The sequence below is a fragment of the Pseudomonas sp. PDM19 genome (assembly GCF_014852215.1).
In the GTDB taxonomy this organism is placed as follows: Bacteria; Pseudomonadota; Gammaproteobacteria; order Pseudomonadales; family Pseudomonadaceae; genus Pseudomonas.
In genome coordinates, this window is the sequence record NZ_JACVBG010000003.1 from 829,378 (window position 1) to 853,589 (window position 24,212).

Below are 24,212 nucleotides of genomic sequence, written 5' to 3' on the forward strand. Positions count from 1 at the left end.
AAGCAGTAATGGCTCGACTGAAACGAACCCTGTCGCTGGGTTCGGTGGTGCTGTTCGGCATCGCCTACATGACCCCGATCATCGTCCTCGGTACCTTCGGCATCCTCGCCGACGTCACCCGCGGCGTAGTCCCCTCGGCCTACCTCGTAGCATCCGTTGCAATGCTGTTCACCGCGCTGAGCTATGGGCGCATGGCGGCTGCCTTCCCGGTGGCCGGTTCCGCCTACACCTACGTGCGCAAGTCGATCAGCCCGAAACTCGGCTTCCTCGCCGGCTGGGCGGTGCTGCTGGATTACCTGTTCCTGCCCATGGCCATCTGGCTGATCGGCGCCGCCTACCTGCACTCCGCCTTCCCAGCCGTGCCCCAGGCCCTGTGGGTGCTGGCGTTCATCGGCGTGACCACCGCGATCAACGTGGTCGGCCTGCGCCTGGCGAAGAACATCAACGGCGTACTGATGCTGGTGCAGTTCCTCGTGCTGATCGCCTTCGTCGGCCTGGCCATCCACTACATCACCGGTGATGGCAGCCGTCCGCTGTGGACCCTGGAACCCTTCCTCAAGGAGGGCACCCAGCTGCCGCTGATCATGGGTGGTGCAGCCATCGCCTGCTACTCCTTCCTGGGCTTCGACGCGGTCAGTACCCTGACCGAAGAAACCCACGAGCCGCGCAAGACCATTCCGCGCGCCATCCTGCTGATCACCCTGATCGGTGGCGGCATCTTCATCGCCGCCAGCTACTTCGTACAGCTGGCGCACCCGTCGGTGGAATTCCAGAACGCCGATTCGGCGGCCTACGAAATTGCCCGCAACATCGGCGGCGACCTGTTCGTCAGCTTCTTCCTGATCGGCCTGATCGTCGGCCAGTTCACCTCCGGCCTGTCGGCCCAGGCCAGCGCCTCGCGCCTGCTGTTCGCCATGGGGCGCGACGGCGTGCTGCCGCGCCCGTTCTTCGGTCGCATCAGCAAGCGCTTCGAAACCCCGGTGAACAGCATCGTACTGTGCGGCGTGGTGGCCCTGCTGGCGCTGCACATGGACGTCACCACCTCCACCTCGTTCATCAACTTCGGCGCCTTCCTCGCCTTCAGCCTGGTGAACCTCTCGGTGATCTTCCACTACTACCTGAACGCCGAGCGCCGCGGCCTGCGCGAGCTGGTGCTGTTCCTGCTGTTCCCGCTGATCGGCCTGCTCGCCGACCTGTGGCTGATGGTCAGCCTCGACCACCTGGCCATCTGGCTCGGCGCCACCTGGCTGGTGCTAGGCGTGATCTACCTGGCGGTGATCACCAGCGGCTTCCGCCAGCAACCGCCGGAGATGCATTTCGAGGAGGCGTGAGCCCCGCGCGGGGCTATGCTGGGGACTCCGAGCCGTGATGCCCGAGGAGATCCCGCCATGCCCCGCCTCACCCTCTATCATTCGCCCCAGACACGCTCCAGCGGCACCCTGGTGCTGCTGGAAGAACTGGGCGCCGAGTACGACCTCGAACTGATCAACATGAAGGCCGGCGAGCAACGCAAGCCGGAATTCCTCGCGCTCAACCCGTTGGGCAAGGTCCCGGCGATCCGCCTCGGCGAGTCGCTGGTCACCGAGCAAGGCGCCATCTTCATCTACCTCGCCGACCTGTTCCCCCGGGCGAATCTTGCTCCTGCCCTCGACGACCCCTTGCGCGGCCCCTACCTGCGCTGGCTGGTGTTCTATGGCTCCAGCTTCGAACCGGCCATCGTCGACCGTGCCCTGAAGCGCGATGCCGCTCCGCAGGCCATGAGCCCCTACGGCGATTACGACAGCGTCATGCGCGCCCTCGCCGAACAGTTGGACACCGGCCCCTACCTGCTGGGCAGCCGCATGACCGCTGCCGACGTGCTGTGGGGCGCGGCCCTGCGCTGGACCATCGGCTTCGGCGTGGTGCCCAAGCTGCCGGTGTTCGAGCGCTATGTGGAGCTGGTGACCTCGCGCCCGGCCTTCAAGCGAGTTTGGGAACGGGATGTGCAGTGGGCGGAAGAACACACCCGCGTGGCGGAAGCGAAAGCGCCCTGATAGCCGGAAACGGACCGTTCCAGAGCCATAGAAGGGTTTCGGGCCGTCGTGGTGGCCCTGACGCTTTTTGCGGAATCGGTCTCAGGCCATGTGGGAAAGTTCTTTTTTTCGTGTGGCCATATTTTCCGTAGCAGGGTGCTGGTCAATGATTGCCCCAACGCCGCGTAACCCCATCACACGGCGTCGCTGGAACCATAAGAACCACAGGTGTTGATCGGTTATGTCCCCCGATGGCCCATCCGCAAGGATGGGCCTTTTTTCTTGGCTTCAGCGCCGCGCCAGGTGGCGCAGCAGCCCGAAGAAGGTCGCCACCCAGGCGGCCAGGGCGGCATAGGCAATGACCTGGATGACCGGCAGGAACACCTGCTGATGGACCAGCGGCAGAAAGCTGAACGAGGCGACGCAGAACATGCCCAGCGGGAACACCACCGACCAGTTCTGCAGGTCGTAATGGATGCCGACCCCATAGCGCACCCGGTGGGTGACGAAGACCAGTACGAGAAACGGAATCCACCAGCAGGCGAAAGCGCCGACGAAGACCGACAGCCCGAGGATGAAGGGTGCCAGGGACTGGATCAGCGCACTGTCGGCTCCGGCGGTCAGCAGGCGTGCGCCGGCCAGCGTGGAAATCGCCAGGGCGCCCATGTTGATCCAATAGGACGGCGACAGCTCACCGGCTTCCAGGTCGAGGAACAGCCAGCGGTAGAGGATCTGCGACATGATCAGCACGTAAAGCATGATGCCGACCATGTAGGCCGCCACGCAGACGAAGAGGATCAGCTCCGGATCGGGAAAGCGCGATGCCAGATAGCTGCCGAGCACGCAGACCGAGGCACTGGACACTGTGCACAGCAGCCAGGTGCCGTTCAGGCCCTGTTCCAGGGTGGGCTTGTGCTGGGTGAGGGTGACGCCAGCGAGCATTGCGTACATGCACAGCAGCCACAGAGGCCCGGCGAACAGCCACAGGGCATGGGCGATGGCGGGCTGGTTGGCGAGTACGATGAACTGCACGCCCAGCACGTTGGAGCCGGCCACCAGGGTGAGGAAACCCGGGCCGCGCGCGTGGTGGGTGAGGTCCTGCCACATCAGCCGCGGATAGCGCACCAGCCGGTACAGGCTGCACGACAGGCACAGCGCGTACTGCAGGACGTTGAGCCAGAACAGGCCGAGCGCCACCGGCTGCAGGCCGACCAGGTGGCAGGCGAGGGAGACAATGCCGGTTGCCATGACCAGCGCGAAGTAGCTTGGCGGAAAGTCCTTGAGCACTGGACATTCTCCTGGGAGGAATCCTTCCCTATACCGCGATGCTCTCGCGGCGTTCCAGTTCTGGAATCCTGTCCCCGGGCGGGATTGGCGCTCTGCGACGGACGCCCGGTGTCAGGTCAATTCTTCGCCGCGCTGACGCCTTCAAGGGTGGCGAACGAAGTGTCCTTCGCAGTCAGCAGGAAATCGCGCATGAACGGCGCATCCAGCATGTCGGCGCGAATGGCGGCGAACAGGGTGCAGTACAGGCCTTTTTCCCCCAGGCGCTTGGCGGTCACATAGCCTCGCGAACTGTACTCGTGCAGCGCCCAGTTGGGCAGGCTGCAGACGCCGCGTCCGGACGCCACCAACTGCATCATCATCACCGTCAGCTCCGAGGTACGCACCTGCGCCGGTTCGACGTCGGCGGGTTCGAGGAAGCGGGTGAAGATGTCCAGTCGATCGCGTTCGATGGGGTAGGTGATCAGCGTCAGGTTGGCCAGGTCTTCCGGGACGATGAACGACTTGCCGGCCAGCGCATGGTGGTTGTCCACCGCCAGCAGAGCCTCGTAGGTGAACAGCGGCACGTAGGTGATGCCGGCGATGTCCACCGGGTCGGAAGTCACCACCAGGTCCAGGTCGCCGCGGGCCAGCGCCGGCAGCGGGGCGAAGGAGAAGCCGGAGGCGAGGTCCAGCTCCACTTCCGGCCAGGCGTCACGGAACTGGTCGATGGTCGGCATCAGCCACTGGAAGCAGCTGTGGCACTCGATGGCCATGTGCAGGCGGCCGGCGGTACCACCGGCCAGGCGCGCGAGGTCGCGCTCGGCGCCGCGCAGTTGCGGCAGCACCGCGTCGGCCAACTGCAGCAGGCGCAGGCCGGCGCTGGTGAAACGCACCGGCTTGGTCTTGCGGATGAACAGGGACAGGCCGAGGCGCTCCTCCAGTTCCTTGAACTGGTGGGACAGGGCGGACTGCGTCAGGTGCAGACGCTCGGCGGCCTCCACCAGGCTGTCGGCTTCGCGCAGGGCATGCAGGGTTTTCAGGTGACGGAGTTCAAGCATGGCGCGGCCTCGCCTCACTATGAGGAAATCTTGATGAAACGGCAGATCAATTGAACTGCTCTCATGATAAGCCGGTGACTGGCACTTCACCAGCACGCTTTCGCCAGCCCGCCTTACCGGGCTGGAGCTGCCGGCCGGGGGTCACCAGCTCAGGTAGAACATGCCTTTGGCCAGCAGCACGATCAGTACCACGTGGGCAAACACGCTGTAGTGGATGCGCCGGGAGCGCTGGCCGGTCATGCGCCCGACTCGGAAGGAATACATGGCGAAGAGGAAATGGGCCAGGACGCTGGTGGCCAGCAGCAACTTGAGACTGAGCAGGGTGGCGAAGGGCGATGCCAGCGGGGCGGCCAGCAGCGGTGCGTAACGCAGGTGCAGCATGCCCAGACCGCTGCCGAACAGGGTCAGGATCACCCAGGGCATCACCCGGCGCAGGCGACGGCCCAGCGCACCCTCGACCATTTTCATCGCCCGTGCCGGGACATGGCGGTGGACGCTTTCCAGGATCAGCACTTCGAAGAACACCGTGCCGACGAACATGATCGCGGCGAACAGGTGCAGCACCAGCAGGATGGGGTAGGCCATGAGGAAACTTCCGAGCGGGGGTTTCCTATCTTCGCCAGTGCGAGGGGCGACCTCCCTTGATCCGGATCATGGGAAGGGCCGTCGGTGACCGCTCAGCGCCTTTCATCAAACTGTCACGGACCTGTGGCAGAGCGAGCGACGGAAATTCATCAGAATCGCGCTCAACTGGGGTTTTGCGTTCCGGATTTTCATTCATGCGAGCTTTCCTGCTGGCAGTCGCACTTTGCTGCGGCCTGTCCTCTCTTTCTTTTGCCGATCGGGCGGTTGCCGCCGATCGCTGCGATGCGCGGGTGCCGACCGAACTGGTCGACCTGGGTGACGTGCGTCTGGCCTACCAGAGCATCGGTCGTCCGCAGGACCCGACGCTGTTGCTGGTCATGGGCCTGGGTGGCCAGTTGATCCACTGGCCGGACGAAGTGGTCGAGGCGCTCTGCCAGCAGGGCTTTCGGGTGATCCGCTACGACAACCGCGATGTCGGCCTGTCTTCCTGGCGCGTTCCTACGCCCAGCGGCAACCTGACCTACGAAGTCATTCGCTATCGCCTCGGCCTGCCTGTGAGCGCGCCCTACAGCCTGACCGACATGGCCGGCGACGCGCTGCACCTGCTGGATGCGCTGCATGTCGAGCGTGCCCATGTGCTGGGCGCGAGCATGGGCGGGATGATCGCCCAGCACGTGGCCGACATGGCGCCCGACCGGGTGATCAGCCTGACACTGGTGATGACCAGTTCCGGTGCAGAAGGCCTGCCGGCGCCCAGCGAGTCATTGCTGCGCCTGCTCGCCCGGCGTGAAGCGGCCAGCCGCGAACAGGCCATCGAGCAGCAGGCTGATCTGCTGGCAGCCCTCGGCAGCCCGGAAGTGCGCGACGATCGCCAGCAGTTGCTGCAGCAGGCGGCGCGTTCCTACGATCGAGCGTTCAATCCTGAAGGCGTGCAACGGCAGATGCTGGCGATCCTCGCCGAGCCGAGCCGGGTGGAACTGCTCAACCGCCTGAACGTACCGACCCTGGTGGTCCACGGCACCGCCGACCCGCTACTGCCCGTGATGCACGGCGTACATGTGGCGGCGCACATCCGCGGTTCGGTACTCAAGCTGATCCCCGGCATGGCGCACCGCTTCCAGGAAGACTTCAAGGAGCCGCTGCTGGGCGCGGTGCTGCCTTACCTGCGCGAACATCAGGGCGGCGGGCACGTCGCACAACTCTGATCGCCTGCCTCAGGGTTCGCTGAACGGCAGTGGCGCCTCGGTTTCGCGCCGCACCGAGAACGCGTTGAGCGTCATGGCCACCAGCGCGTAGTAGCCGAAGATTCCCACCAACTCCACCAGCCCGGCCTCACCGAAGCTGGCCGTGGCTTCTTCGTACAACGCCTGGTCGATGCGTCGGGTTTCGTACAGCGAGCGGCCCAGGCGATGGATCAGGCGTTCGTCTTCACGCTGGAAGTCCGGTGTCCGATTCTGCCGCAAGGCCTCGATCACTTCGTCGCTGAGGCCGGCCTGGCGCGCGATGGGTTCGTGGATCTGCCATTCCGCCTGGGATTGCCACCAGGCGGCGGTGACCAGGATCGCCAGTTCGCTCAGCCGCAGTTCCAGGCGTGTGCCATAGCGGCAGAAGGCGCCGAGCTTCTGGGCGTTGTCCGCCAGTCCGGGACTGTGCACCCAGGCCAGGAACGGGCCGTCCAGATTACCGCGCGGACCGCTGAGGATCTCCTGCAATACGCGGCGCTGTTCGTCGTCCATGTTGGCGTCGGACAGCGGGGTCAGGCGTGAGTCGATTTTCATGCGAGGTCCTTCAGAGGCTGCCGATGGCTTTGACGATGGCGCGCTGCAGCTTTTCAGTCAGTTCATCCAGCTGCGCTTCTTCGAGGATGAAGGGCGGGGCCAGCAGGATGTGGTCGCCGCGGCGGCCATCCAGCGTGCCGCCCATGGGGTAGCACATCAGGCCTTCCTGCATGGCGGCCTTCTTGATCCGTGCGTGCAGTTTTGCTTCGGCGGGGAAGGGCGTCTTGCCGGCGCGCTCGGCCACCAGCTCCACTCCCTGGAACAGCCCGCGACCGCGAATGTCACCGATGTTGGGATGCTCGCCAAGGGCGCTGCGCAGGCGTTGCTGCAGCTGTTCGCCCAGCTCCCGCACGCGTGGCAGCAGGTTGCGCTGTTCGATGGTCTTCTGCACGGCCAGGGCAGCGGCGCAGGCGGTGGCATGGCCGATATAGGTGTGGCCGTGCTGGAAGAAGCCCGAGCCGTTGGCGATGGCGTCGTGGATACGCTGGCTGACCAGGGTGGCGCCAATGGGCTGGTAGCCGGCACCCAGGCCCTTGGCGATGGTGATCAGGTCGGCGCTGATGCCTTCCTGTTCGGCGGCGAACAGGCTGCCGGTACGGCCCATGCCGCACATCACTTCGTCGAGGATCAGCAGCACGCCATAGCGGTCGCAGATTTCCCGCACCCGTCTGAAGTAGCCCGGCACGGCGGTCACTGCGCCCAGCGTGGCGCCCACCACCGGCTCGGCGACGAAGGCCATGACCTTGTCCGGGCCGAGGTTGAGGATTTCCGTTTCCAGTTCCCGTGCCAGGCGTTCGCCGTAGGCTTCCGGCGTTTCGCCTTCGGCCTGGTCGCGATAGGCGTAGCAGGGGCTGACGTGGCTGACATCGATCAGCAGCGGCTGGAACTGCTGGCGTCGCCAGGCGTTGCCGCCGGCGGCCAGGGCGCCGAGGGTGTTGCCGTGGTAGCTCTGGCGGCGGGCGATCAGGTGCGTGCGCTGTGGCTGGCCGATCTCCACGAAGTACTGGCGGGCCAGCTTGAGCGCCGCCTCTACCGCTTCGGAACCGCCGGAAACGAAATACACCGAGCGCATCCCGGCCGGGGCGCGGGCGATCAGGAAGTCGGCCAGTTCTTCCATTGGCTCGCTGGTGAAGAAGGATGTATGGGCGTAGGCCAGGGTGCCGATCTGCCGGCGTACCGCTTCGATCACTTCGGCGTCGCTGTGCCCCAGGCAGGACACCGCGGCTCCGCCGCTGGCGTCGAGGTAGCGACGGCCCTCGCTGTCGATCAGGTAGGCGCCGTCGCCGCGAACGGCCGTAGGGTAGGACTGGATGAGGCTGCGGTGCAGGACGTGGCTCATGGTGACCTCCTGGGGTTTGCGCAAATATTAAATGCATTTTTGCTCTTGGCAAATTTTTCTTGCGAAGAATGACGTAGCTCTGCATTTGGCTAATGCGCGTCCTGCGGTGCTTTTCTTTGATTTTTCGGGTGCGTCAGGCGGGGCGTGGGGTGTTTTGGGTTGGGAAAAATACTTGCAAATAAATTTATTGCATGTTTATTTTGCACAAAAGCACGCAAGTGCATGCAGCCCCTGACGGGGGTTAGCCGCTCAAAACAATAAAGTCCGGGCCCAGGCCCGTTGCATCGAACTGCCGCTAATGCGCGCCAGCCCCAGGGCATGGCGCATCCCGCCGTCCCGCAAGAGGAAGTCCTGCATGAAAAAGCTGCTGCAAGCCTCGTTCGCCGCTCTCTCCCTGTTCGCCGCCAGCCAGTCGATGGCTGCCGACAAGGAGCTGCTGATCGCCACCGATACCGCCTTCGTTCCCTTCGAGTTCAAACAGGGCGACAAATACGTCGGCTTCGACATCGATCTCTGGGCAGCCATCGCCAAGGAGATGGGCGTGAGCTACCAGCTCAAGCCGATGGACTTCAACGGCATCATCCCCGCGCTGCAGACCCGCAACGTCGACGCGGCCCTGGCCGGCATCACCATCAAGGAAGACCGCAAGCAGGTCATCGACTTCTCCGACGGCTACTACGACAGCGGCTTCCTGCTGATGGTCAAGGCCGATAACGACAGCATCAAGAGCTCCGCCGACATTGCCGGCAAGAGCCTGGCGGTGAAGAGCGGCACCTCCTCGGCGGACTACGCCAAGGCCAATCTGAAGGCCGGCGACCTGCGCCAGTTCCCCAACGTCGACAACGCCTACCTGGAGCTGCGCACCGGCCGCGTCGATGCCGCGATGCACGACACTCCCAACGTCCTCTACTACATCAAGACCGCTGGCGACGGGCAGGTGAAGGCCGTGGGCGAGCAGATGATGGCGCAGCAGTACGGCATCGGATTCCCCAAGGGCAGCGAACTGCGCGAGCCGGTGAACGCGGCGCTGAAGAAGCTGCGTGAGGACGGCACCTATGCGCAGATCTACCGCAAGTGGTTCGGCACCGACCCGAAATAAGACGAGGTAGGCATCCATGCATTTTCAATGGTCCGCCATCTGGGACGCGTTGCCGGTGCTGCTCGAGGGCGCCCGGCTGACCCTGTGGATATCCATTCTCGGTCTGATCGGCGGCGCGGTGATCGGCCTGGTGGCCGGTGTCGGCCGCGCCTACGGCGGCTTCATCGGCAGTCGCGTGGCGCTGGTGTTCGTCGAGCTGATCCGTGGCACGCCGATCATGGTCCAGGTGATGTTCATCTACTTCGCCCTGCCGCTGATGATCCCGGTGCGCATCGATCCGTTCAGCGCAGCGGTGGTCACCATCATGATCAACTCCGGCGCCTACATCGCCGAGATCACCCGCGGTGCGCTGCTCTCGGTGAACAAGGGCTTCCGCGAGGCGGGGCTGGCGCTGGGGCTTTCCGGGCGCGACACGCTGCGCTACGTGATCGCTCCGCTGGCCTTCCGGCGGATGATCCCGGCGCTGGGCAACCAGTGGATCGTGAGCATCAAGGACACCTCGCTGTTCATCGTCATCGGCGTCGCCGAACTGACCCGCCAGGGGCAGGAGGTGATCGCCGGCAACTTCCGCGCGATGGAAATCTGGTCGGCGGTGGCGGTGATCTACCTGGTCATCACCCTGGTGTTGAGTTACGTGCTGCGGCGCATGGAATCGAGGCTGAAGATCCTATGATCGAGTTCAAGCAGGTCGCCAAGCACTTTGGCGAGACCAAGGTGCTCCACGACATCAACCTGAAGATCGGCAGCGGCGAGGTGGTGGTCATCATCGGCCCTTCCGGCTCCGGCAAATCGACGCTGCTGCGCTGCATCAACAAGCTCGAAGTGATCACCGACGGCCAGTTGTTCGTCGATGGCATGGAGGTCAACGACCCGAAGGTGGACGAGCGCCTGATCCGCCAGGAGGCGGGGATGGTGTTCCAGCAGTTCCACCTGTTCCCGCAGATGACCGCACTGGAAAACGTTGCCTTCGGGCCGATCCGCGTGCGCGGGGCGAAGAAGGCGGACGCCGAGGCGCTGGCGCGTACGCTGCTGGCGAAGGTGGGGCTCTCCGAGCGCGCCGGGCACTATCCGTCGGAGTTGTCCGGCGGCCAGCAGCAGCGCGTGGCCATCGCCCGCGCGCTGGCGGTGAAGCCCAAGCTGATGCTGTTCGACGAGCCCACCTCGGCGCTCGACCCCGAGCTGCGCCATGAAGTGCTGCAGGTGATGAAGGATCTGGCGGAGGAGGGCATGACCATGGTCATCGTCACCCACGAGATCGACTTTGCCCGCAAGGTCGCTTCGCGGCTGATCTTCATCGACCAGGGCCGCATCACCGAGGACGGCGACCCCGCCAGCCTGATCGGCAACCCCACCAGCCCGCGTCTGCGGGAGTTCCTGCAACATGTCGCCTGAGGTGCGCCGATGATCCTGCAACCCCTGAAACTGGGCGGCAGCCCGTATGACATCGGCCTGGGGCTGGGCCGCTTCGGCCGCGACGCGGTGCATCAGCGCCTTCGCCCGCTGCCACTGTGGCGGAGCCTCGCGGCCCTGGCCGGGGCGGGCGTGGCGAAAGCCATGCAGGCGCAGGTCGAGGCCGACTTCCCGCGTATCTGGGAGGAAATCCGCGGCCTGGCCGATGGGCTGGAACTGCCGGTCGAGGAAGTCTTCCTGTGGAATTGCCGCGGCGACTTCGTCAGCCCGCAGAGCGTGGATGGCTGCACCACGGTGTTCGGGCCGACCGCCGAGGGCTGGCTGATCGCCCACAACGAGGATGGCCTGCCTTCCCTCGAGGGTGCCTGCGGCCTGCTGCAGGCGGCGCCGGAGCAAGGCATAGCTTTCACCAGCTTCGTCTACCCCGGCTCCATTCCCGGCCACACCTTCGCAGTGAATGCCGCCGGGCTGGTCAGTACGGTGAACAACATCCGCCCTGCCAACATCCCGACCGGCCTGCCGCGTCAGGTACTGGCCCGTGCGGTGCTGGATTGCGCCAGCCTGGATGAGGCGGTCGACGTGCTCTCCCGCGCAGGCCGCGCCGGTGCCTTCCACCATGCCCTCGGGCAGGTCGGTTCGGCTCATCTGCTGAGCGTCGAAGCCTGCTCGGCCGGCGTCGTTGTGCGCAAGGTGCGGCGTCCGGGCGGGCACTCCAATCATCTGCTGGATGCCGGGCTGGACGCCGCCGGCCAGCGCATCACCGGCAGTTCCGGCAGCCGCCAGCGTCGCGTCGACGGGTTGCTGGGGGAGGGGGGCGGTCTGCTCGACGAGGCCCGCGCGCTGGCGATCCTGCGCGATGGCGCTGATCCCGAGCTGCCGATCTACCGTCGCGCGGCGGACGACCCGGACGATGAGAACACCCTGGCCACCGCCGTGTTTCTCATCGGCGCGAACTCGGTAGAATGGCGCGTCTACTGCCAGCCGGACGTCCAGCACGTGGAAAGCGCCGGCAGTACCCGTCCTTCTTCCGCCAACGGACCTGCCCGATGACCCAAGCGCCCGCCGCACTGCCCGATAACCTGGGAGCCCTCAAGCAACTGCTGGAGGCTATCGAGCGCGGTGAGTCGGGCATCTCTCTGGGCGGCAGTTCGCGGCGGGTGCTGGCTGCCTTGATCGAGGCACCGCAGCGCACCGCGGTGTCCTCCATCAGCGAGCTGGCGGAGCAGCTCGGGGTGAACGCCTCGACCTTGTCGCGCCTGGCTCAGCGCCTGGGCTACGGCGGTTTCAGCAAGTTCCAGGACCTGTTCCGCCGCGAGCTGACCGAGGGCAAGAATTTCTACAGCGACCAGGCCTCGCGCCTGCTGCTGACTCCCGCCGACACCACGTTGTCGCGCCTGACCCGCCTGGGCCGGCAGGAAAGCACCAACATCGCCAGCCTGATCGAGCAGGTCGAGCCGGAAGTGTTCTCCCGTGTGGTGGAGCTTCTCGCCAGCGCGCGCCGTGTGCGAATCCATGGCATGCGCCAGTTCACTTCGCTGGCACTGTTCATGTCCTACGGCCTGGGCATGCTGCGCCAGGACGTGGCAGCGCTGGATGCCAGCCGCCAGGGCGTGGCCGATGCGTTGGCGCAACTGGATGCCGGCGATGTGCTGGTGGTCGCCAGCTGCTTCCCCTATACGCCCAGCGTGCTGGCCACGGCGGAAGTCGCCGCGCGCCATGGCATCGAGGTCGTGGCCCTGACCGATTCCTCCAGCTCGCCGTTGGCGAAGGTGGCGCGGCACAGCTTCTATGTGCCCAACCACAGCCTGTTCTACAGCAACAGCATGTGCGCCTTCATGCTGCTGGCGCAGGGCTTGTTGAGCGAGGTGGCGGGGCGATTGGGCGAAAGCGCGCTGGAGTCACTGCGCCAGCGCGAAGAACTGATCAGCGAGCTGAACGCGTCGCTCTGAGGCGACGCCGCCTCAGGCGACCTGGGTTCTGGGCTCCAGCGGGCTTTCGCTGCTGAGGAACTGCTCCAGGCGCTCGCGCTGCCGGGCATTGAGGAACAGGCCGAGCTTGGTACGGCGCCAAAGGATGTCATCGGCGTCGCGCGCCCACTCCTCGTGGACCAGATATTCCACCTCCCGCGCATAGAGCCCGGCGCCCAGGTGTTCGCCCAGTTCGCTGAGGTTGTGCGCGCCGTCCAGCAGTTTCCAGATGCGGCTGCCGTAAGTGCTGGCCCAGCGCCGGGCGAGGGCCGGGTCGAGCTGGCGCAGGCGGTCCATGAGCTGGATCGCCAGGTCTTCCACGCTGGTCATGGCTTCACCGCCGGGCAGCGGGGCGCTGGCGGTCCAGCTGGGTTTCATCACGCCGGTGAAGTGCGGCGCCAGTTGCTCCAGTGCGGCCTCGGCGAGCTTGCGGTAGGTCGTCAGCTTGCCGCCGAATACCGACAGCAGCGGCGCTTCGCCGGGGGTATTGTCCAGCGCCAGGGTGTAGTCGCGGGTCACGGCCGAAGGGTCGTCGGACTCGTCGTCGCACAGCGGGCGCACGCCGGAGAAGCTGCGCAGGATGTCCTGGCGGCCCAACTGGTGCTTGAAGTGCGCATTGACCACGTTGAGCAGGTAGTCGGTCTCTTCTTCGCTGATGCTGATCTTCGCCGGGTCGCCCTGGTATTCGCGGTCGGTGGTGCCGATCAGGGTGAACTGGCGCAGGTAGGGGATGGCGAAGACGATGCGCCGGTCCTCGTTCTGCAGGATGTACGCGTGCTCACCTTCGTACAGGCGCGGCACGATCAGGTGGCTGCCCTGGATCAGACGGATGCCGTAGGGCGGCTTCTGGCGCAGTTCCTCGCGCAGGAAGCGGTCGACCCAGGGGCCGGCGGCGTTGACCAGCGCGCGGGCGCGCACCGAGTACAGGCTGCCATCGGCGCGCTCCAGATGCAGGTGCCACAGACCCTTGCTGCGCCGGGCGCTGACGCAGCGGGTGCGCGGGTGCACATGGGCGCCGTTCTCGCGGGCGGCCATGGCGTTGAGCACCACCAGGCGGGCGTCGTCCACCGAGCAGTCGGAGTATTCGAAGCCGCGGATGATCTCGGCCTTCAGCGGGCTGTCGTGGCCGAAGCGCACACCCCGGGAAGCCGGCAGCTTCTCGCGCTTGCCCAGGTGATCGTAGAGAAACAGGCCGGCGCGGATCATCCAGGCCGGGCGCAGGTGGGGGCGGTGCGGCAGTACGAAGCGCAGCGGGTGGACGATGTGCGGAGCCTTGGCCAGCAGCACTTCGCGCTCGGCGAGGGCTTCGCGGACCAGGCGGAATTCGTAGTGCTCCAGGTAGCGCAGGCCGCCGTGGACCAGCTTGCTGCTGGCGGAGGAGGTGTGGGCGGCGAGGTCGTGCTGTTCGCAAAGGAACACCGACAGCCCGCGCCCGGCAGCGTCCGCCGCGATCCCCGCGCCATTGATGCCGCCACCGACGACGGCCAGGTCATAGACTTCGGCCAGGGGCGCGTGGCGCTTGCTGGTTGGGTTCATGGGGGCCGCCTTGGGGATTGAAAGTGAATCTTGTGATGTTCGTTTTCGAAAATATCCTAGTTCAATGAATGAAATATGACCAGCCTTGAGCGCGGATTCGCGCAGACATTCGTCTGAATGTTCGAAAGTGAAGGAGTCGGGCGCGACTCAGACCAGTTCGAGCTGGACCTTGTGCTGGTGCATCAGGCGCGCCACGGCGGTGGGCGGCGGGCAGTCGGTGAACACCCGGCTGACCAGGGAGATCGGCCCCAGGCGCACTACGGCGTTGCGCCCGAACTTGCTGGAGTCGGCGGCGAGGAACACCTGCCGGGCGTTGTCGATGATGGCGCGGGAGACGCGCACTTCCTGGTAGTCGAAGTCCAGCAGGCTGCCGTCCTCGTCGATGCCGCTGATGCCGACCACGGCGAAGTCGACGCGGAACTGCTCGATGAAGTCCACTGCCGCCTGCCCGACCACGCCGCCGTCGCCGCGCACGGTGCCGCCGGCGATCAGCACTTCGAAGTCGTCCTTGCCGGCGAGGATGCTGGCGACGTGCAGGTTGTTGGTGATGACCTTGAGGTTCTTGTGGCCGAGCAGGGCGCGGGCGATGGCCTCGGTGGTGGTGCCGATATTGATGAACAGCGAAGCGTTGTCCGGGATGTGCGCGGCGATGGCCTCGGCGATGCGCTGCTTCTCATCGCGCATCTGGTCGGCGCGGGTGTTATAGGCGGTGTTCTCGATGCTCGAGTCCCAGGCCGCGCCGCCGTGGTAGCGGCGCAGCAGGTTCTGCTCGGCGAGCTGGTTGATGTCGCGGCGGATGGTCTGCGGCGTCACGGCGAACTGCTGGGCGAGTTCCTCGATGCTCAGGTAGCCGCGCTCGCGGACCAGGTCGAGGATGCTTTGCTGTCGGGGTGGCAGGTTCATGCGCTGTGCTCGTGCGGACGGGCCGGGAGGGCAAGGATGCCGCAGCGCGGCCTCTCTGTCATGCAATGCACCGCCTGTAGGAGCGCGCCATGCGCGAGATCGCGGGCATGGCCCGCTCCTACAGGTTCGTGCGGTCAGTCTTCTGCTGCCCAGCCGCGGGTGCGCTCCACGGCTTTCTTCCACCCGGCATACAAGCGAGTGCGCTCGGCTTCGTCACAGGCCGGCTGGAACACCCGCTCGATCACCGCCTTGTTCTTCAGCTCGCCCAGGCTGCCCCAGAAACCGCAGGCCAGGCCCGCCAGCACGGCGGCGCCGAGGGCGGTGGTCTCGCGCATCTGCGGGCGCTCCACCGGGGTGCCGAGGATGTCGGCCTGGAACTGCATGAGGAAGTTATTGGCCACCGCGCCGCCATCCACGCGCAGGGCGCGCAGCGGTTCGCCGGCGTCCTGCTGCATGGCGTCGAGCACGTCGCGGGTCTGGTAGGCGATGGACTCCAGGGTGGCGCGGATCAGGTGGTCGGCCTTCACCCCACGGGTCAGGCCGAACAGCGCGCCACGGGCGTACGGGTCCCAGTAGGGCGCGCCGAGGCCGGTGAAGGCGGGGACCAGGTAGACGCCATTGCTGTCCTTCACCTTGGTGGCGAAGTACTCGGAGTCGTGGGCGTCGTTGATCACCTTCAGTTCGTCGCGCAGCCACTGCACGGTGGAGCCGCCGTTGAACACCGCGCCTTCCAGCGCATAGGCCACTTCGCCGCTCGGGCCGCAGGCGATGGTGGTGAGCAGGCCGTGGGTGGATTTCACCGCCTTGTCTCCGGTGTTCATCAGCAGGAAGCAGCCGGTGCCGTAGGTGTTCTTCGCCTGGCCCGGCTCCACGCACATCTGGCCGAACAGCGCGGCCTGCTGGTCGCCGGCGATCCCGGCAATCGGCGTGCGGTGCACGCCGAGGCCGCCGACCTTGGCGTGGCCATACACCTCGGAGGACGGGCGCACCTGCGGCAGCATCGCGCGCGGTACGCCCAGCGCGGCGAGCAGGCGTTCGTCCCAGTCGCGCTTATGGATATCGAACATCAGGGTGCGCGAGGCGTTGGTGTAGTCGGTGACGTGCACCTCGCCTTCGGTGAGCTTCCATATCAGCCAGCTGTCGACCGTGCCGAACAGCAACTCGCCGCGTTGCGCGCGTTCACGGGCGCCTTCGACGTTGTCGAGGATCCACTTCAGCTTGGTGCCGGAGAAGTAGGGATCGATGACCAGCCCGGTGGTGTCGCGGATGTGCTGTTCCAGGCCGTCGCGCTTGAGCTGCTCGCAGATCGCCGCGCTGCGCCGGCACTGCCAGACGATGGCGTTGTGGATCGGCCGGCCGGTGCTCTTGTCCCACACCAGGGTGGTTTCGCGCTGGTTGGTGATGCCGATGGCGGCCACTTCGGCGACGCTGATGCTGGCCTGGGCGAGGGCTTCCACCAGGGTCGAACTCTGGGTCGCCCAGATTTCCATCGGGTCGTGTTCGACCCAGCCCGGTTGCGGGTAGATCTGCGCGAACTCGCGCTGGGCCGTGCTGACCACGTTGGCGTCGTGGTCGAAGATGATGGCGCGCGAGCTGGTGGTGCCCTGGTCGAGGGCGACGACGTATTTCTTGTTCGTAAGGTCGGTCATGGCAGCGGCCTTGTGCGGATTCCGTTCGGCAACCCCGGCGGCAGGGCCGGGTAGGGATTGGCGGTGAACATACGGGATTCATCCCCGTCGGTGAAGCGAACACCGTGCAGTACGCCACACCTTGGCTTACTGTTATGCGCTGGAAAGCCGCCTGCGAGAAGCCCGCCGATCATGACCCCCGCCATCGACCTGCTGAAAAAGAACCGCGCCGAACACCACGTACTGAGCTACGAGCACGACCCCAAGGCGCCGTCCTACGGCCTGGAGGCCGCCGAGAAGCTCAACCTCGACCCGGCGCGGGTGTTCAAGACGCTGCTGGCGGCAAGCGAGAAGGGCGAACTGCTGGTGGCGGTGGTGCCGGTGGTGGGCAGCCTGGACCTCAAGGCGCTGGCCCACGCGGCGGGCGTGAAGAAGGCCGACATGGCCGACCCCAACGCTGCGCAGCGCGCCACTGGCTACCTGGTTGGCGGCATCAGCCCGCTGGGACAGAAGAAGCGCCTGCGCACCTTCATCGACGAATCCGCCCAGGGCTTCCCGACTATCCATGTCAGCGCTGGCCGACGCGGTCTGGAAGTGGAGCTGAGCGCCGAGACGCTGGCCGGCCTGACCTCGGCGAAGTTCGCGCCCATCGGCCGCCCCTGATCGCTCAACCCCGGGGACTGTGTGGTCCCCACTGTACGGTTCGCCGCCCGCCGGCTTCTGTCATGCTCGGCCATCACTTACAAGGAGATCGCCATGCTGCTCGACTTCCATCAGGTGGACGCCTTCACCGACCGTCCTTTCGCCGGCAACCCGGCCATGGTCTATCGCCTCGATGCTTGGCTGAACGACGAGCTGATGCAGAAGATCGCCGCCGAGCACAACCTCTCGGAGACCGCCTTCCTGGTGAAGGAACCCGAGGGCTGGCGCATCCGCTGGTTCACCCCGACCGCCGAGGTGCCGCTGTGCGGCCACGCCACCCTGGCCAGCGCCCACGTGCTGTTCGAGGTGTTCGATGAGCCGGGCGAGGTGCTGGAGCTCAATTCGCTGTCCGGCCCGCTGCGCGTGACCCGCGAGGAGGGCCGTCTGGCGCTGAACTTCCCGGCGCAGCCGCCGAGCGAAACCGGCGCCACCGTGGAACTGGCCAGCGCATTGGGCGTGGACGTGGTGGACGCACTGAGCAACGCCTCGCACCTGCTGGCGCTGCTGGAATCCGAGCAGGCCGTGCGCGACTGCAAGCCGGATTTCGCCGCCCTGGCGCGTCTGCCGTACCTGGGGGTGATCGTCACTGCGCGCAGCGATGACTATGACTTCGTCTCGCGCTTCTTCGCCCCGGCCATCGGCCTCAACGAAGACCCGGTGACCGGCGCCGCCCACTGCAGCCTGATCCCCTACTGGTCGGGCCGCCTGAACAAGCTGCAGATGCGCGCCTTCCAGTGCTCCGAGCGCGGCGGCGAGCTGTGGTGCCGCCTGGAGGACGACCGCGTGAGCATCGCCGGTTATGCGCGCCTGGTGGCCAGCGGTCGTCTGCTGGTTGTTTGATCTGTGACCGGGGAGATTTCGTCTTCCCGGCGTAGGCTGGCCTTCCCTGAAAACCGCGCCCCTCTGGCGCGGTTCGCAGCTTCGGAGGAAGGCCCATGGCAACCCTGGTCATCGCTGACTATCACACCCACACCGGCTCCCCCGTTCTTGCCCCGGCGACCCTGAACGCCCTGGCGGCTGCCCGGCAGATCGGCGGTGACGTGCATCTGCTGCTGGCCGGCAGCGGCCTGACCCAACTGGTGGAGCACGCTCGCGGCATCGAGTGCATCGCGCGCGTCGTGCTGGTGGACGATTCCGCCTACGACCACCTGCTGGCGGAAAACCTCTCCGCACTGGTCGTGCAGCTCGCTCCTGGCTACAGCCATATTCTCGCGCCTGCCAGCGCCATGGGCCGTGATTGCCTGCCGCGTATTGCCGCGCTGCTGGACGTCGATGCGGTTTCCGACGTCATCGCGGTGATCGATGACGAGACCTTCCAGCGCCCGATCTACGCCGGCAATGCGATTGCCACGGTGCGCTGCGCAGGGCCGCTGAAAGTGCTGGGTATCCGGCCAACGGCCTTCGACCCGGTTTCCGCTGAAGGCGGCAGCGCCGAGCTGGAAAGACGCAATGGGGCGGGCGATCTCGCGCTTTCGTCCTGGCAGGGTGAGGAGCATCCGGACTTCGAACGCCCGGCACTGGAAGCGGCGCGGGTAATAGTCGCTGGCGGGCGCGGGCTGCAGACCGAGGAAGGCTTCGCGGCGCTCTATCCCCTGGCGGATCGCCTGCACGGCGCCGTGGGCGCTTCGCTGGCGGCGGTGGACGCAGGTTTCGCACCGGCGGAGCTGCAGATCGGCCAGTCCGGGCGCATCGTCGCGCCGGAGCTTTACCTGGCGGTAGGGGTATCCGGTGCGGTGCAGCACGTGGCGGGGATGAAGGACGCCAAGGTCATCGCCGCGATCAACCTCGATCCGGACGCGCCGATCTTCGAGATCGCCGACTACGGCCTGCAGGGCGACCTGTTCGAGTTGCTGCCGGCGTTGATGCTCGAGTTGGACAGCGCGCTCGGCTAGAGCGCCACGCTGCCCTGTGCCGGGAACAGCACCAGGTGCTCGGCGGCGACGCCGATGGCCACTTCGTCGCCCGGTTGATGGTCGGAGTGGCTGGGGAATAGCGATTCCAGCTGGGTGCCGGTGGGCAATTGCAGACGATAGAGCGTCGCCGCGCCGAGGAACGACTTGCCGACAATCCGCGCCTTCAGCGCGCCATCGGCGGCCGGCACCAGGTCGTCCGGGCGCAGCAGCACATCCACCGCACTGCCGTCCGGCAGGCTGTAGGCGCGGTTGCCGCGCAGCAGGCCCAGTTCGGTCTGCACCGCATCGCGTCCGCACATCTGTCCGCGAATGAAATAACCCTGGCCGACGAAGCTGGCGACGAAGGGTGTCTGCGGTTCGTGGTAGAGGTTGAACGGGGTGTCCCACTGCTCCAGCACGCCATGGCGGAATACGCCGACGTGGTCGCTGACGGCGAAGGCCTCTTCCTGGTCGTGGGTGACCAGGACCGCACTGGTGCCGCGAGCCTTGAGGATGTCGCGCACCTCGTGGCTGAGCTGGCGGCGCAGTTCCACGTCGAGGTTGGAGAAGGGTTCGTCGAGCAGCAGCAATTGCGGTTGCGGCGCCAGCGCGCGGGCCAGGGCCACGCGTTGCTGCTGGCCGCCGGAGAGCTCGTGGGGGAAGCGCTGGCCGAGGCCATCGAGCTTCACCAGCTCCAGCAATTCGCCGACGATGCGCTCGCGCTCGGGGTGCTTGCGAATGCCGAAGGCGATGTTGTCCGCCACCGACAGGTGCGGGAACAGCGCGTAGTCCTGGAACACCATGCCGATCCGGCGCTTCTCCGGCGACAGGGTGAAGCCGGGGCGGGAAATCACTTCGCCGGCCAGTTCGATGCAGCCGGCCTGCACCGGCTCGAAACCGGCGATGGCGCGCAGGGTGGTGGTCTTGCCGCAGCCCGAGGGGCCGAGCAGGCAGCCGATGTCGCCGACGTTCAGGTGCAGGCTGACGCCTTGCACCACACGCTGCTGTTCATAGCCACAGGAAAGATCTTCGAGGTTGAGCAGCAGCGTTTGGGTCATTGAACGTAGAACCTGTTCAGAATCTCGCCGAGCGCAGTCCGGGCTAGGCGGAATCAGGTAAAAAAGCGCAGTTTACGCCTGCTGAATGAGCATTTTTTACCTGATTCCAACGCCGCCCGGGCCAGCGCAGGCAGATTATGGGCAGGTTCTCAGGCGTAGTGGGCGTGCTCGACCAACAGTTCGAGCAGCGCCTTCTGGGCGTGGAGACGGTTTTCCGCCTGGTCCCAGGCCACGGAGCGCGCGTCGTCCAGCAGGTCTTCGCTGATCTCTTCGCCACGGTGGGCCGGCAGGCAGTGCATGAATAGTACATCCGCCGCAGCGCCGTCGAGCAGCGCACGTGTTACCTGATATGGCTGGAACAGGCGCAGGCGCGCGGCCGCTTCGTCTTCCTGGCCCATGGAGGCCCAGACGTCGGTGCTTACCAGGTGCGCGCCGGCCACCGCCTCGCGCGGGTCGCGGAAGATCTTCACGCGATCGCCAGCCAGTTCCATCAGGGCGGCATTCGGCTCGTAACCTTCCGGGCAGGCCACGTTCAGCTGGAAGTCGAAGCGGATCGCCGCCTCGATGTAGCTGTTGCACATGTTGTTGCCGTCGCCGATCCAGGCCGCCGTCTTGCCGGCGATGCTGCCGCGGTGCTCGAAGAAGGTCTGCATGTCGGCCAGCAACTGGCAGGGATGCAGGTCGTCCGACAGGCCGTTGATCACCGGCACGCGGGAGTTTTCGGCGAACTCGATCAGGTTGCTGTGGGCGAAGGTGCGGATCATCACCGCATCGACCATCCGCGACATCACCCGTGCGGCGTCGGCGATCGGCTCGCCACGGCCCAGCTGGGTATCGCGCGGGGAGAGGAAGATGGCCTGGCCGCCGAGCTGGATCATGCCGGCTTCGAAGGAGATCCGCGTACGGGTCGAGGCTTTCTCGAAGATCATGCCCAGCACGCGGTTCTTCAGTGGTTCGTAGAGCACGCCTCGGTCTCGCAGGTCCTTCAGCTCGGTGGCGCGGCGGATCAGACCGAGCAGTTCTTCGGTCGTGTAATCCAGCATCGAGAGGAAGTGACGTGCGCTCATGGTTCGTACCTACTACTTATTCTCAGAATCAGGCCGAGGTACCGACCGGCTTTCGTGAGAAAAAACGGGCTGAACCTGCGGCGGGACCGCATGGAGCGGAAAATGGGGGAAGGCGCGATCCTATAAGGAAATGACGGATCTACGCAAGTTTCCCCCGGAAGGCCCGTCGGGCGGGGCTTCAACATGGTCGTTCCTGATGCCCCGCGATTCACCCGACGGAAGCTGGTGGTGCTTCGCCAGGCCAGGATTCATAGTGCTTTCGACTCCGCGACCGGCCCCATGAGGCGCCGGCGACAACAATAACGAGGCGAGCCATGAGCAAGACCCTCCACCACCGTGCGTGCCACCTGTGCGAAGCCATCTGCGGCCTGACCATCGAGACCGAGGATGAGCGCATCCTCTCGATCAAGGGCGACGCCCAGGACAGCTTCAGCCGCGGCCACGTCTGCCCCAAGGCGGTGGCCCTGCAGGACATCCAGAACGACCCGGACCGCCTGCGCCAGCCGGTGCGCCGCGTCGGCAACGAGTGGCAGCCGATCGGCTGGGACGAGGCTTTCGAGCTGGTCGCCACGCGTCTTGCCGAGATTCGTTTACGCCATGGCAACGACGCCGTGGCCGTGTACCAGGGCAATCCCAGCGTGCACAACTACGGGCTGATGACCCACAGCAACTACTTCCTCGGCCAGCTGAAGACCCGCAACCGTTACTCGGCGACCTCGGTGGACCAGTTGCCGCATCATCTGGTCAGCCAGCAGATGTTCGGCCATGGCCTGCTGATCCCGATTCCCGACATCGACCACACCGACTTCATGCTGATCCTGGGCGGCAACCCGCTGGCCTCCAACGGCAGCATCATGACCGTGCCGGACGTGGAGAAACGCCTGAAGGCGCTGAAGGCGCGCGGTGGCAAGCTGGTGGTGGTCGATCCGCGTCGCACCGAGACGGCGGCGCTGGCGGACCAGCATCTGTTCGTCCGTCCCGGCGAGGATGCAGCCTTGTTGCTGGGCATCCTCGACACGCTGCTCAGCGAAGGGCTGACCCGCGCAACCGCCCTGCCGGTGAATGGCCTGGAGGCGGTACGCGAAGCCCTGGCGCCGTTCAAGGTCGAAGCCATGGCCGCGCGCTGCGGTGTGCCGGCCGAGGATATCCGCCAACTGGCGCGTGCTTTCGCCGCCGCCGACAAGGCGGTCTGCTACGGGCGCATGGGCGTTTCGACGCAAGTCTTCGGCAGCCTGTGCCAGTGGCTGGTGCAACTGATCAACCTGGTCACCGGCAACCTCGACCGCGTCGGCGGCACCCTGTGCACCACGCCGGCGGTGGACCTGGTGGCGACCACTGCGGGCGGCGCTTTCAATCGCTGGCAAAGCCGCGTGTCCGGCCTGCCGGAATACGGCGGTGAACTGCCGGTGGCGGCGCTGGCCGAGGAGATGCTCACCGAAGGGGAGGGGCAGGTGCGCGCGCTGGTGACGGTGGCCGGCAACCCGGTGCTGTCCACGCCCAATGGCCGTCGCCTGGAGCAGGCGCTGGATGGCCTGGAGTTCATGCTCAGCGTCGATCTGTACATCAACGAGACGACCCGCTACGCCGACCTGATCCTGCCGCCCACCGCGCCGCTGGAGCACGATCACTACGACACCACCTTCAACGTCTTCGCAGTGCGCAACGTCACCCGCTTCAACGAGGCGGTCCTGCCCAAGCCCGACGGTGCGCTGCACGACTGGGAAATCTTCGTCGGCCTGGCCAAGGCCTATGCCGCGCGTCAGGGCAGCGAGCTCAAGCCGACCATGGCGCCGGAGCAGATGATCGAGATGGGCCTGCGCTTCGGCCCCTACGGCGACGCCAGCGAGCACAAGCTCAACCTGGCGCGGCTGCGCGAGCACCCGCACGGGCTGGACCTGGGGCCGCTGCAGCCGAACCTGGCGCCGCGCCTGAAAACCGCCAGCCGCAGCATCGAGGCGGCACCGGAGATTTTCCTCAACGACCTGCGCCGTTTTGCCGACAGCCAGTCGCCGGCCATCGACCAATTGCTGCTGATCGGCCGCCGCCACGTGCGCAGCAACAACTCGTGGATGCACAACTATCACCGCCTGGTGAAGGGCAAGCCGCGCCACCAGTTGCTGATGCACCCGCAGGACCTGGCGTCGCGCGGGCTGGTGGACGGGCAGAAGGTACGGGTGCGCTCGCGGGTCGGCAGCATCGAGATCGAAGTGGCTTCCAGCGATGAAGTCATGGCCGGCGTGGTCAGCCTGCCCCACGGCTGGGGCCACGGGCGACCGGGCGTGCAACTGGCCATCGCGCGCGAGCAGGGCGGTGCCAGCGCCAACGATCTGACCGACGAGCGCCACCTGGATGCACTCTCCGGCAACACTGCGCTCAACGGCGTGCCGGTGGAGGTCGAGGCGGCCTGACAAGCTGACGCACGTCACCTGCAAAGCCGAGCGTTGCACTCGGCTTTGCAGTACAATGCGCGGTACCGTGCCGGCCTGTGCCCCCAGAGGCGACTGCCGGGTCAGTGTCTGATAGTTAAGCCGAGGAAGTTCATGGATATCATCGATACCATCAAAGAGCAGATCTCCAGCAACCCTGTTCTGCTGTACATGAAGGGTTCGCCGAACGCTCCCCAGTGCGGTTTCTCGTCCCGCGCCGCGCAGGTGCTGATGGCTTGCGGCGAGAAATTCGCCTATGTCGACATCCTGCAGAACCCGGAAATCCGCGCCAACCTGCCCAAGTACGCCAACTGGCCGACCTTCCCGCAACTGTGGGTCGGTGGTGAACTGGTCGGCGGCAGCGACATCCTGGCCGAGATGTTCGAGAAGGGTGAGCTGCAACCGCTGATCAAGGACGCCGTGAGCAAGGCCAACGCCTGAGTCTTTCGTGCTGTCGCACAAAGCCCCGCCTTGGCGGGGCTTTGT

The 24,212-nt window shown here is 66.0% G+C and carries 23 protein-coding genes; 13 read left to right on the plus strand and 10 right to left on the minus strand.

Translation table 11 applies throughout. The features are described 5' to 3' along the window. The first annotated feature begins 8 nt into the window (after nucleotides 1-8). Both IB273_RS19740 and IB273_RS19745 read left to right on the plus strand, forming a co-directional pair. Complete coding sequence (locus tag IB273_RS19740) at nucleotides 9-1,331, plus strand: APC family permease (RefSeq protein ID WP_054911245.1); 1,323 nt, start codon at nucleotides 9-11, stop codon at nucleotides 1,329-1,331. Between the two features lie 57 nt (nucleotides 1,332-1,388). Beyond that, on the plus strand, nucleotides 1,389-2,033 hold the full coding sequence (locus IB273_RS19745; RefSeq protein WP_192224828.1) for a glutathione S-transferase family protein: 645 nt from the start codon (nucleotides 1,389-1,391) through the stop codon (nucleotides 2,031-2,033). Nucleotides 2,034-2,300: 267 nt separating this feature from the next. Here the strand turns inward: IB273_RS19745 and IB273_RS19750 are convergent, their stop codons facing one another. The 3 genes from IB273_RS19750 to IB273_RS19760 form a co-directional block, all read right to left on the minus strand. Further along, nucleotides 2,301-3,299, minus strand: coding sequence for a tellurite resistance/C4-dicarboxylate transporter family protein (locus IB273_RS19750; protein WP_151186165.1), 999 nt, complete (start codon nucleotides 3,297-3,299; stop codon nucleotides 2,301-2,303). Nucleotides 3,300-3,415: 116 nt separating this feature from the next. Then, nucleotides 3,416-4,336: a transcriptional regulator MetR gene (metR, locus tag IB273_RS19755; RefSeq protein ID WP_081517689.1), complete on the minus strand. Its 921-nt coding sequence runs from the start codon at nucleotides 4,334-4,336 to the stop codon at nucleotides 3,416-3,418. A 141-nt stretch (nucleotides 4,337-4,477) separates the two neighbouring features. After that, a complete protein-coding gene (locus IB273_RS19760; RefSeq protein WP_192224829.1) occupies nucleotides 4,478-4,921 on the minus strand; it encodes a CopD family copper resistance protein in 444 nt (147 codons plus the stop codon). Between the two features lie 194 nt (nucleotides 4,922-5,115). On the opposite strand from IB273_RS19760, the gene IB273_RS19765 reads away from it, so the two are divergent. Beyond that, a complete protein-coding gene (locus tag IB273_RS19765) occupies nucleotides 5,116-6,126 on the plus strand; it encodes an alpha/beta fold hydrolase (protein ID WP_081517691.1) in 1,011 nt (336 codons plus the stop codon). 9 nt (nucleotides 6,127-6,135) lie between these two features. Here IB273_RS19765 and IB273_RS19770 read toward each other — a convergent pair whose 3' ends face one another. Together IB273_RS19770 and IB273_RS19775 are read right to left on the minus strand one after the other, a co-directional pair. Then, nucleotides 6,136-6,699, minus strand: coding sequence for a carboxymuconolactone decarboxylase family protein (locus IB273_RS19770; protein ID WP_081517692.1), 564 nt, complete (start codon nucleotides 6,697-6,699; stop codon nucleotides 6,136-6,138). Nucleotides 6,700-6,709: 10 nt separating this feature from the next. Beyond that, nucleotides 6,710-8,038 (minus strand): aspartate aminotransferase family protein, encoded by a 1,329-nt coding sequence (locus IB273_RS19775; RefSeq protein ID WP_081517693.1) that lies wholly within the window; start codon nucleotides 8,036-8,038, stop codon nucleotides 6,710-6,712. A gap of 355 nt (nucleotides 8,039-8,393) precedes the next feature. On the opposite strand from IB273_RS19775, the gene glnH reads away from it, so the two are divergent. Genes glnH through IB273_RS19800 form a run of 5 tightly spaced genes read left to right on the plus strand, consistent with a single transcriptional unit; the run spans nucleotide 8,394 to nucleotide 12,496 of the window. After that, nucleotides 8,394-9,137, plus strand: coding sequence for a glutamine ABC transporter substrate-binding protein GlnH (gene glnH, locus IB273_RS19780; RefSeq protein WP_151186169.1), 744 nt, complete (start codon nucleotides 8,394-8,396; stop codon nucleotides 9,135-9,137). 16 nt (nucleotides 9,138-9,153) lie between these two features. Further along, nucleotides 9,154-9,810 carry a glutamine ABC transporter permease GlnP gene (gene glnP, locus IB273_RS19785; RefSeq protein WP_192224830.1) on the plus strand — a complete coding sequence of 219 codons (657 nt, stop codon included), beginning with the start codon at nucleotides 9,154-9,156 and terminating at the stop codon, nucleotides 9,808-9,810. Further along, nucleotides 9,807-10,529, plus strand: coding sequence for a glutamine ABC transporter ATP-binding protein GlnQ (gene glnQ, locus IB273_RS19790; protein ID WP_081517696.1), 723 nt, complete (start codon nucleotides 9,807-9,809; stop codon nucleotides 10,527-10,529). Before glnP ends, glnQ begins: the two co-directional genes overlap by 4 nt. 9 nt (nucleotides 10,530-10,538) lie before the next feature. Continuing rightward, complete coding sequence (locus IB273_RS19795) at nucleotides 10,539-11,597, plus strand: C45 family autoproteolytic acyltransferase/hydolase (RefSeq protein WP_192224831.1); 1,059 nt, start codon at nucleotides 10,539-10,541, stop codon at nucleotides 11,595-11,597. Beyond that, the gene (locus IB273_RS19800; RefSeq protein ID WP_081517697.1) at nucleotides 11,594-12,496 is read left to right on the plus strand and encodes a MurR/RpiR family transcriptional regulator; all 903 of its coding nucleotides are present in this window, start codon (nucleotides 11,594-11,596) and stop codon (nucleotides 12,494-12,496) included. Before IB273_RS19795 ends, IB273_RS19800 begins: the two co-directional genes overlap by 4 nt. Before the next feature lie 12 nt (nucleotides 12,497-12,508). Here the strand turns inward: IB273_RS19800 and glpD are convergent, their stop codons facing one another. The 3 genes from glpD to glpK all read right to left on the minus strand — a co-directional run bounded on the left by glpD (nucleotide 12,509) and on the right by glpK (nucleotide 16,602). Continuing rightward, nucleotides 12,509-14,050, minus strand: coding sequence for a glycerol-3-phosphate dehydrogenase (gene glpD / locus IB273_RS19805; RefSeq protein ID WP_192224832.1), 1,542 nt, complete (start codon nucleotides 14,048-14,050; stop codon nucleotides 12,509-12,511). Between the two features lie 147 nt (nucleotides 14,051-14,197). Beyond that, nucleotides 14,198-14,953: a DeoR/GlpR family transcriptional regulator gene (locus tag IB273_RS19810; RefSeq protein ID WP_081517699.1), complete on the minus strand. Its 756-nt coding sequence runs from the start codon at nucleotides 14,951-14,953 to the stop codon at nucleotides 14,198-14,200. Between the two features lie 134 nt (nucleotides 14,954-15,087). Continuing rightward, the gene (gene glpK, locus IB273_RS19815; protein WP_192224833.1) at nucleotides 15,088-16,602 is read right to left on the minus strand and encodes a glycerol kinase GlpK; all 1,515 of its coding nucleotides are present in this window, start codon (nucleotides 16,600-16,602) and stop codon (nucleotides 15,088-15,090) included. Between the two features lie 171 nt (nucleotides 16,603-16,773). Between glpK and ybaK the strand changes: the two genes are divergently transcribed. The 3 genes from ybaK to IB273_RS19830 all read left to right on the plus strand — a co-directional run bounded on the left by ybaK (nucleotide 16,774) and on the right by IB273_RS19830 (nucleotide 19,175). Further along, a complete protein-coding gene (gene ybaK / locus IB273_RS19820; RefSeq protein WP_081517701.1) occupies nucleotides 16,774-17,244 on the plus strand; it encodes a Cys-tRNA(Pro) deacylase in 471 nt (156 codons plus the stop codon). A gap of 93 nt (nucleotides 17,245-17,337) precedes the next feature. After that, on the plus strand, nucleotides 17,338-18,123 hold the full coding sequence (locus tag IB273_RS19825; protein WP_151186172.1) for a PhzF family phenazine biosynthesis protein: 786 nt from the start codon (nucleotides 17,338-17,340) through the stop codon (nucleotides 18,121-18,123). Nucleotides 18,124-18,218: 95 nt separating this feature from the next. Beyond that, entirely contained in the window at nucleotides 18,219-19,175 is a 957-nt protein-coding gene (locus IB273_RS19830) for an FAD-binding protein (protein WP_192224834.1), read from the plus strand. Here the strand turns inward: IB273_RS19830 and IB273_RS19835 are convergent. Together IB273_RS19835 and argF are read right to left on the minus strand one after the other, a co-directional pair. Next, the gene (locus IB273_RS19835; protein ID WP_192224835.1) at nucleotides 19,172-20,233 is read right to left on the minus strand and encodes an ABC transporter ATP-binding protein; all 1,062 of its coding nucleotides are present in this window, start codon (nucleotides 20,231-20,233) and stop codon (nucleotides 19,172-19,174) included. The two genes, IB273_RS19830 and IB273_RS19835, sit on opposite strands and share 4 nt — an antisense overlap. A gap of 149 nt (nucleotides 20,234-20,382) precedes the next feature. Further along, nucleotides 20,383-21,300, minus strand: coding sequence for an ornithine carbamoyltransferase (gene argF / locus IB273_RS19840; protein WP_081517705.1), 918 nt, complete (start codon nucleotides 21,298-21,300; stop codon nucleotides 20,383-20,385). Nucleotides 21,301-21,614: 314 nt separating this feature from the next. Here argF and IB273_RS19845 point away from each other — a divergent pair, with 314 nt between their 5' ends. Further along, on the plus strand, nucleotides 21,615-23,708 hold the full coding sequence (locus IB273_RS19845; protein WP_192224836.1) for a molybdopterin oxidoreductase family protein: 2,094 nt from the start codon (nucleotides 21,615-21,617) through the stop codon (nucleotides 23,706-23,708). A gap of 132 nt (nucleotides 23,709-23,840) precedes the next feature. Continuing rightward, the gene (grxD, locus tag IB273_RS19850) at nucleotides 23,841-24,167 is read left to right on the plus strand and encodes a Grx4 family monothiol glutaredoxin (RefSeq protein ID WP_017521010.1); all 327 of its coding nucleotides are present in this window, start codon (nucleotides 23,841-23,843) and stop codon (nucleotides 24,165-24,167) included. Nucleotides 24,168-24,212 lie beyond the last annotated feature (45 nt).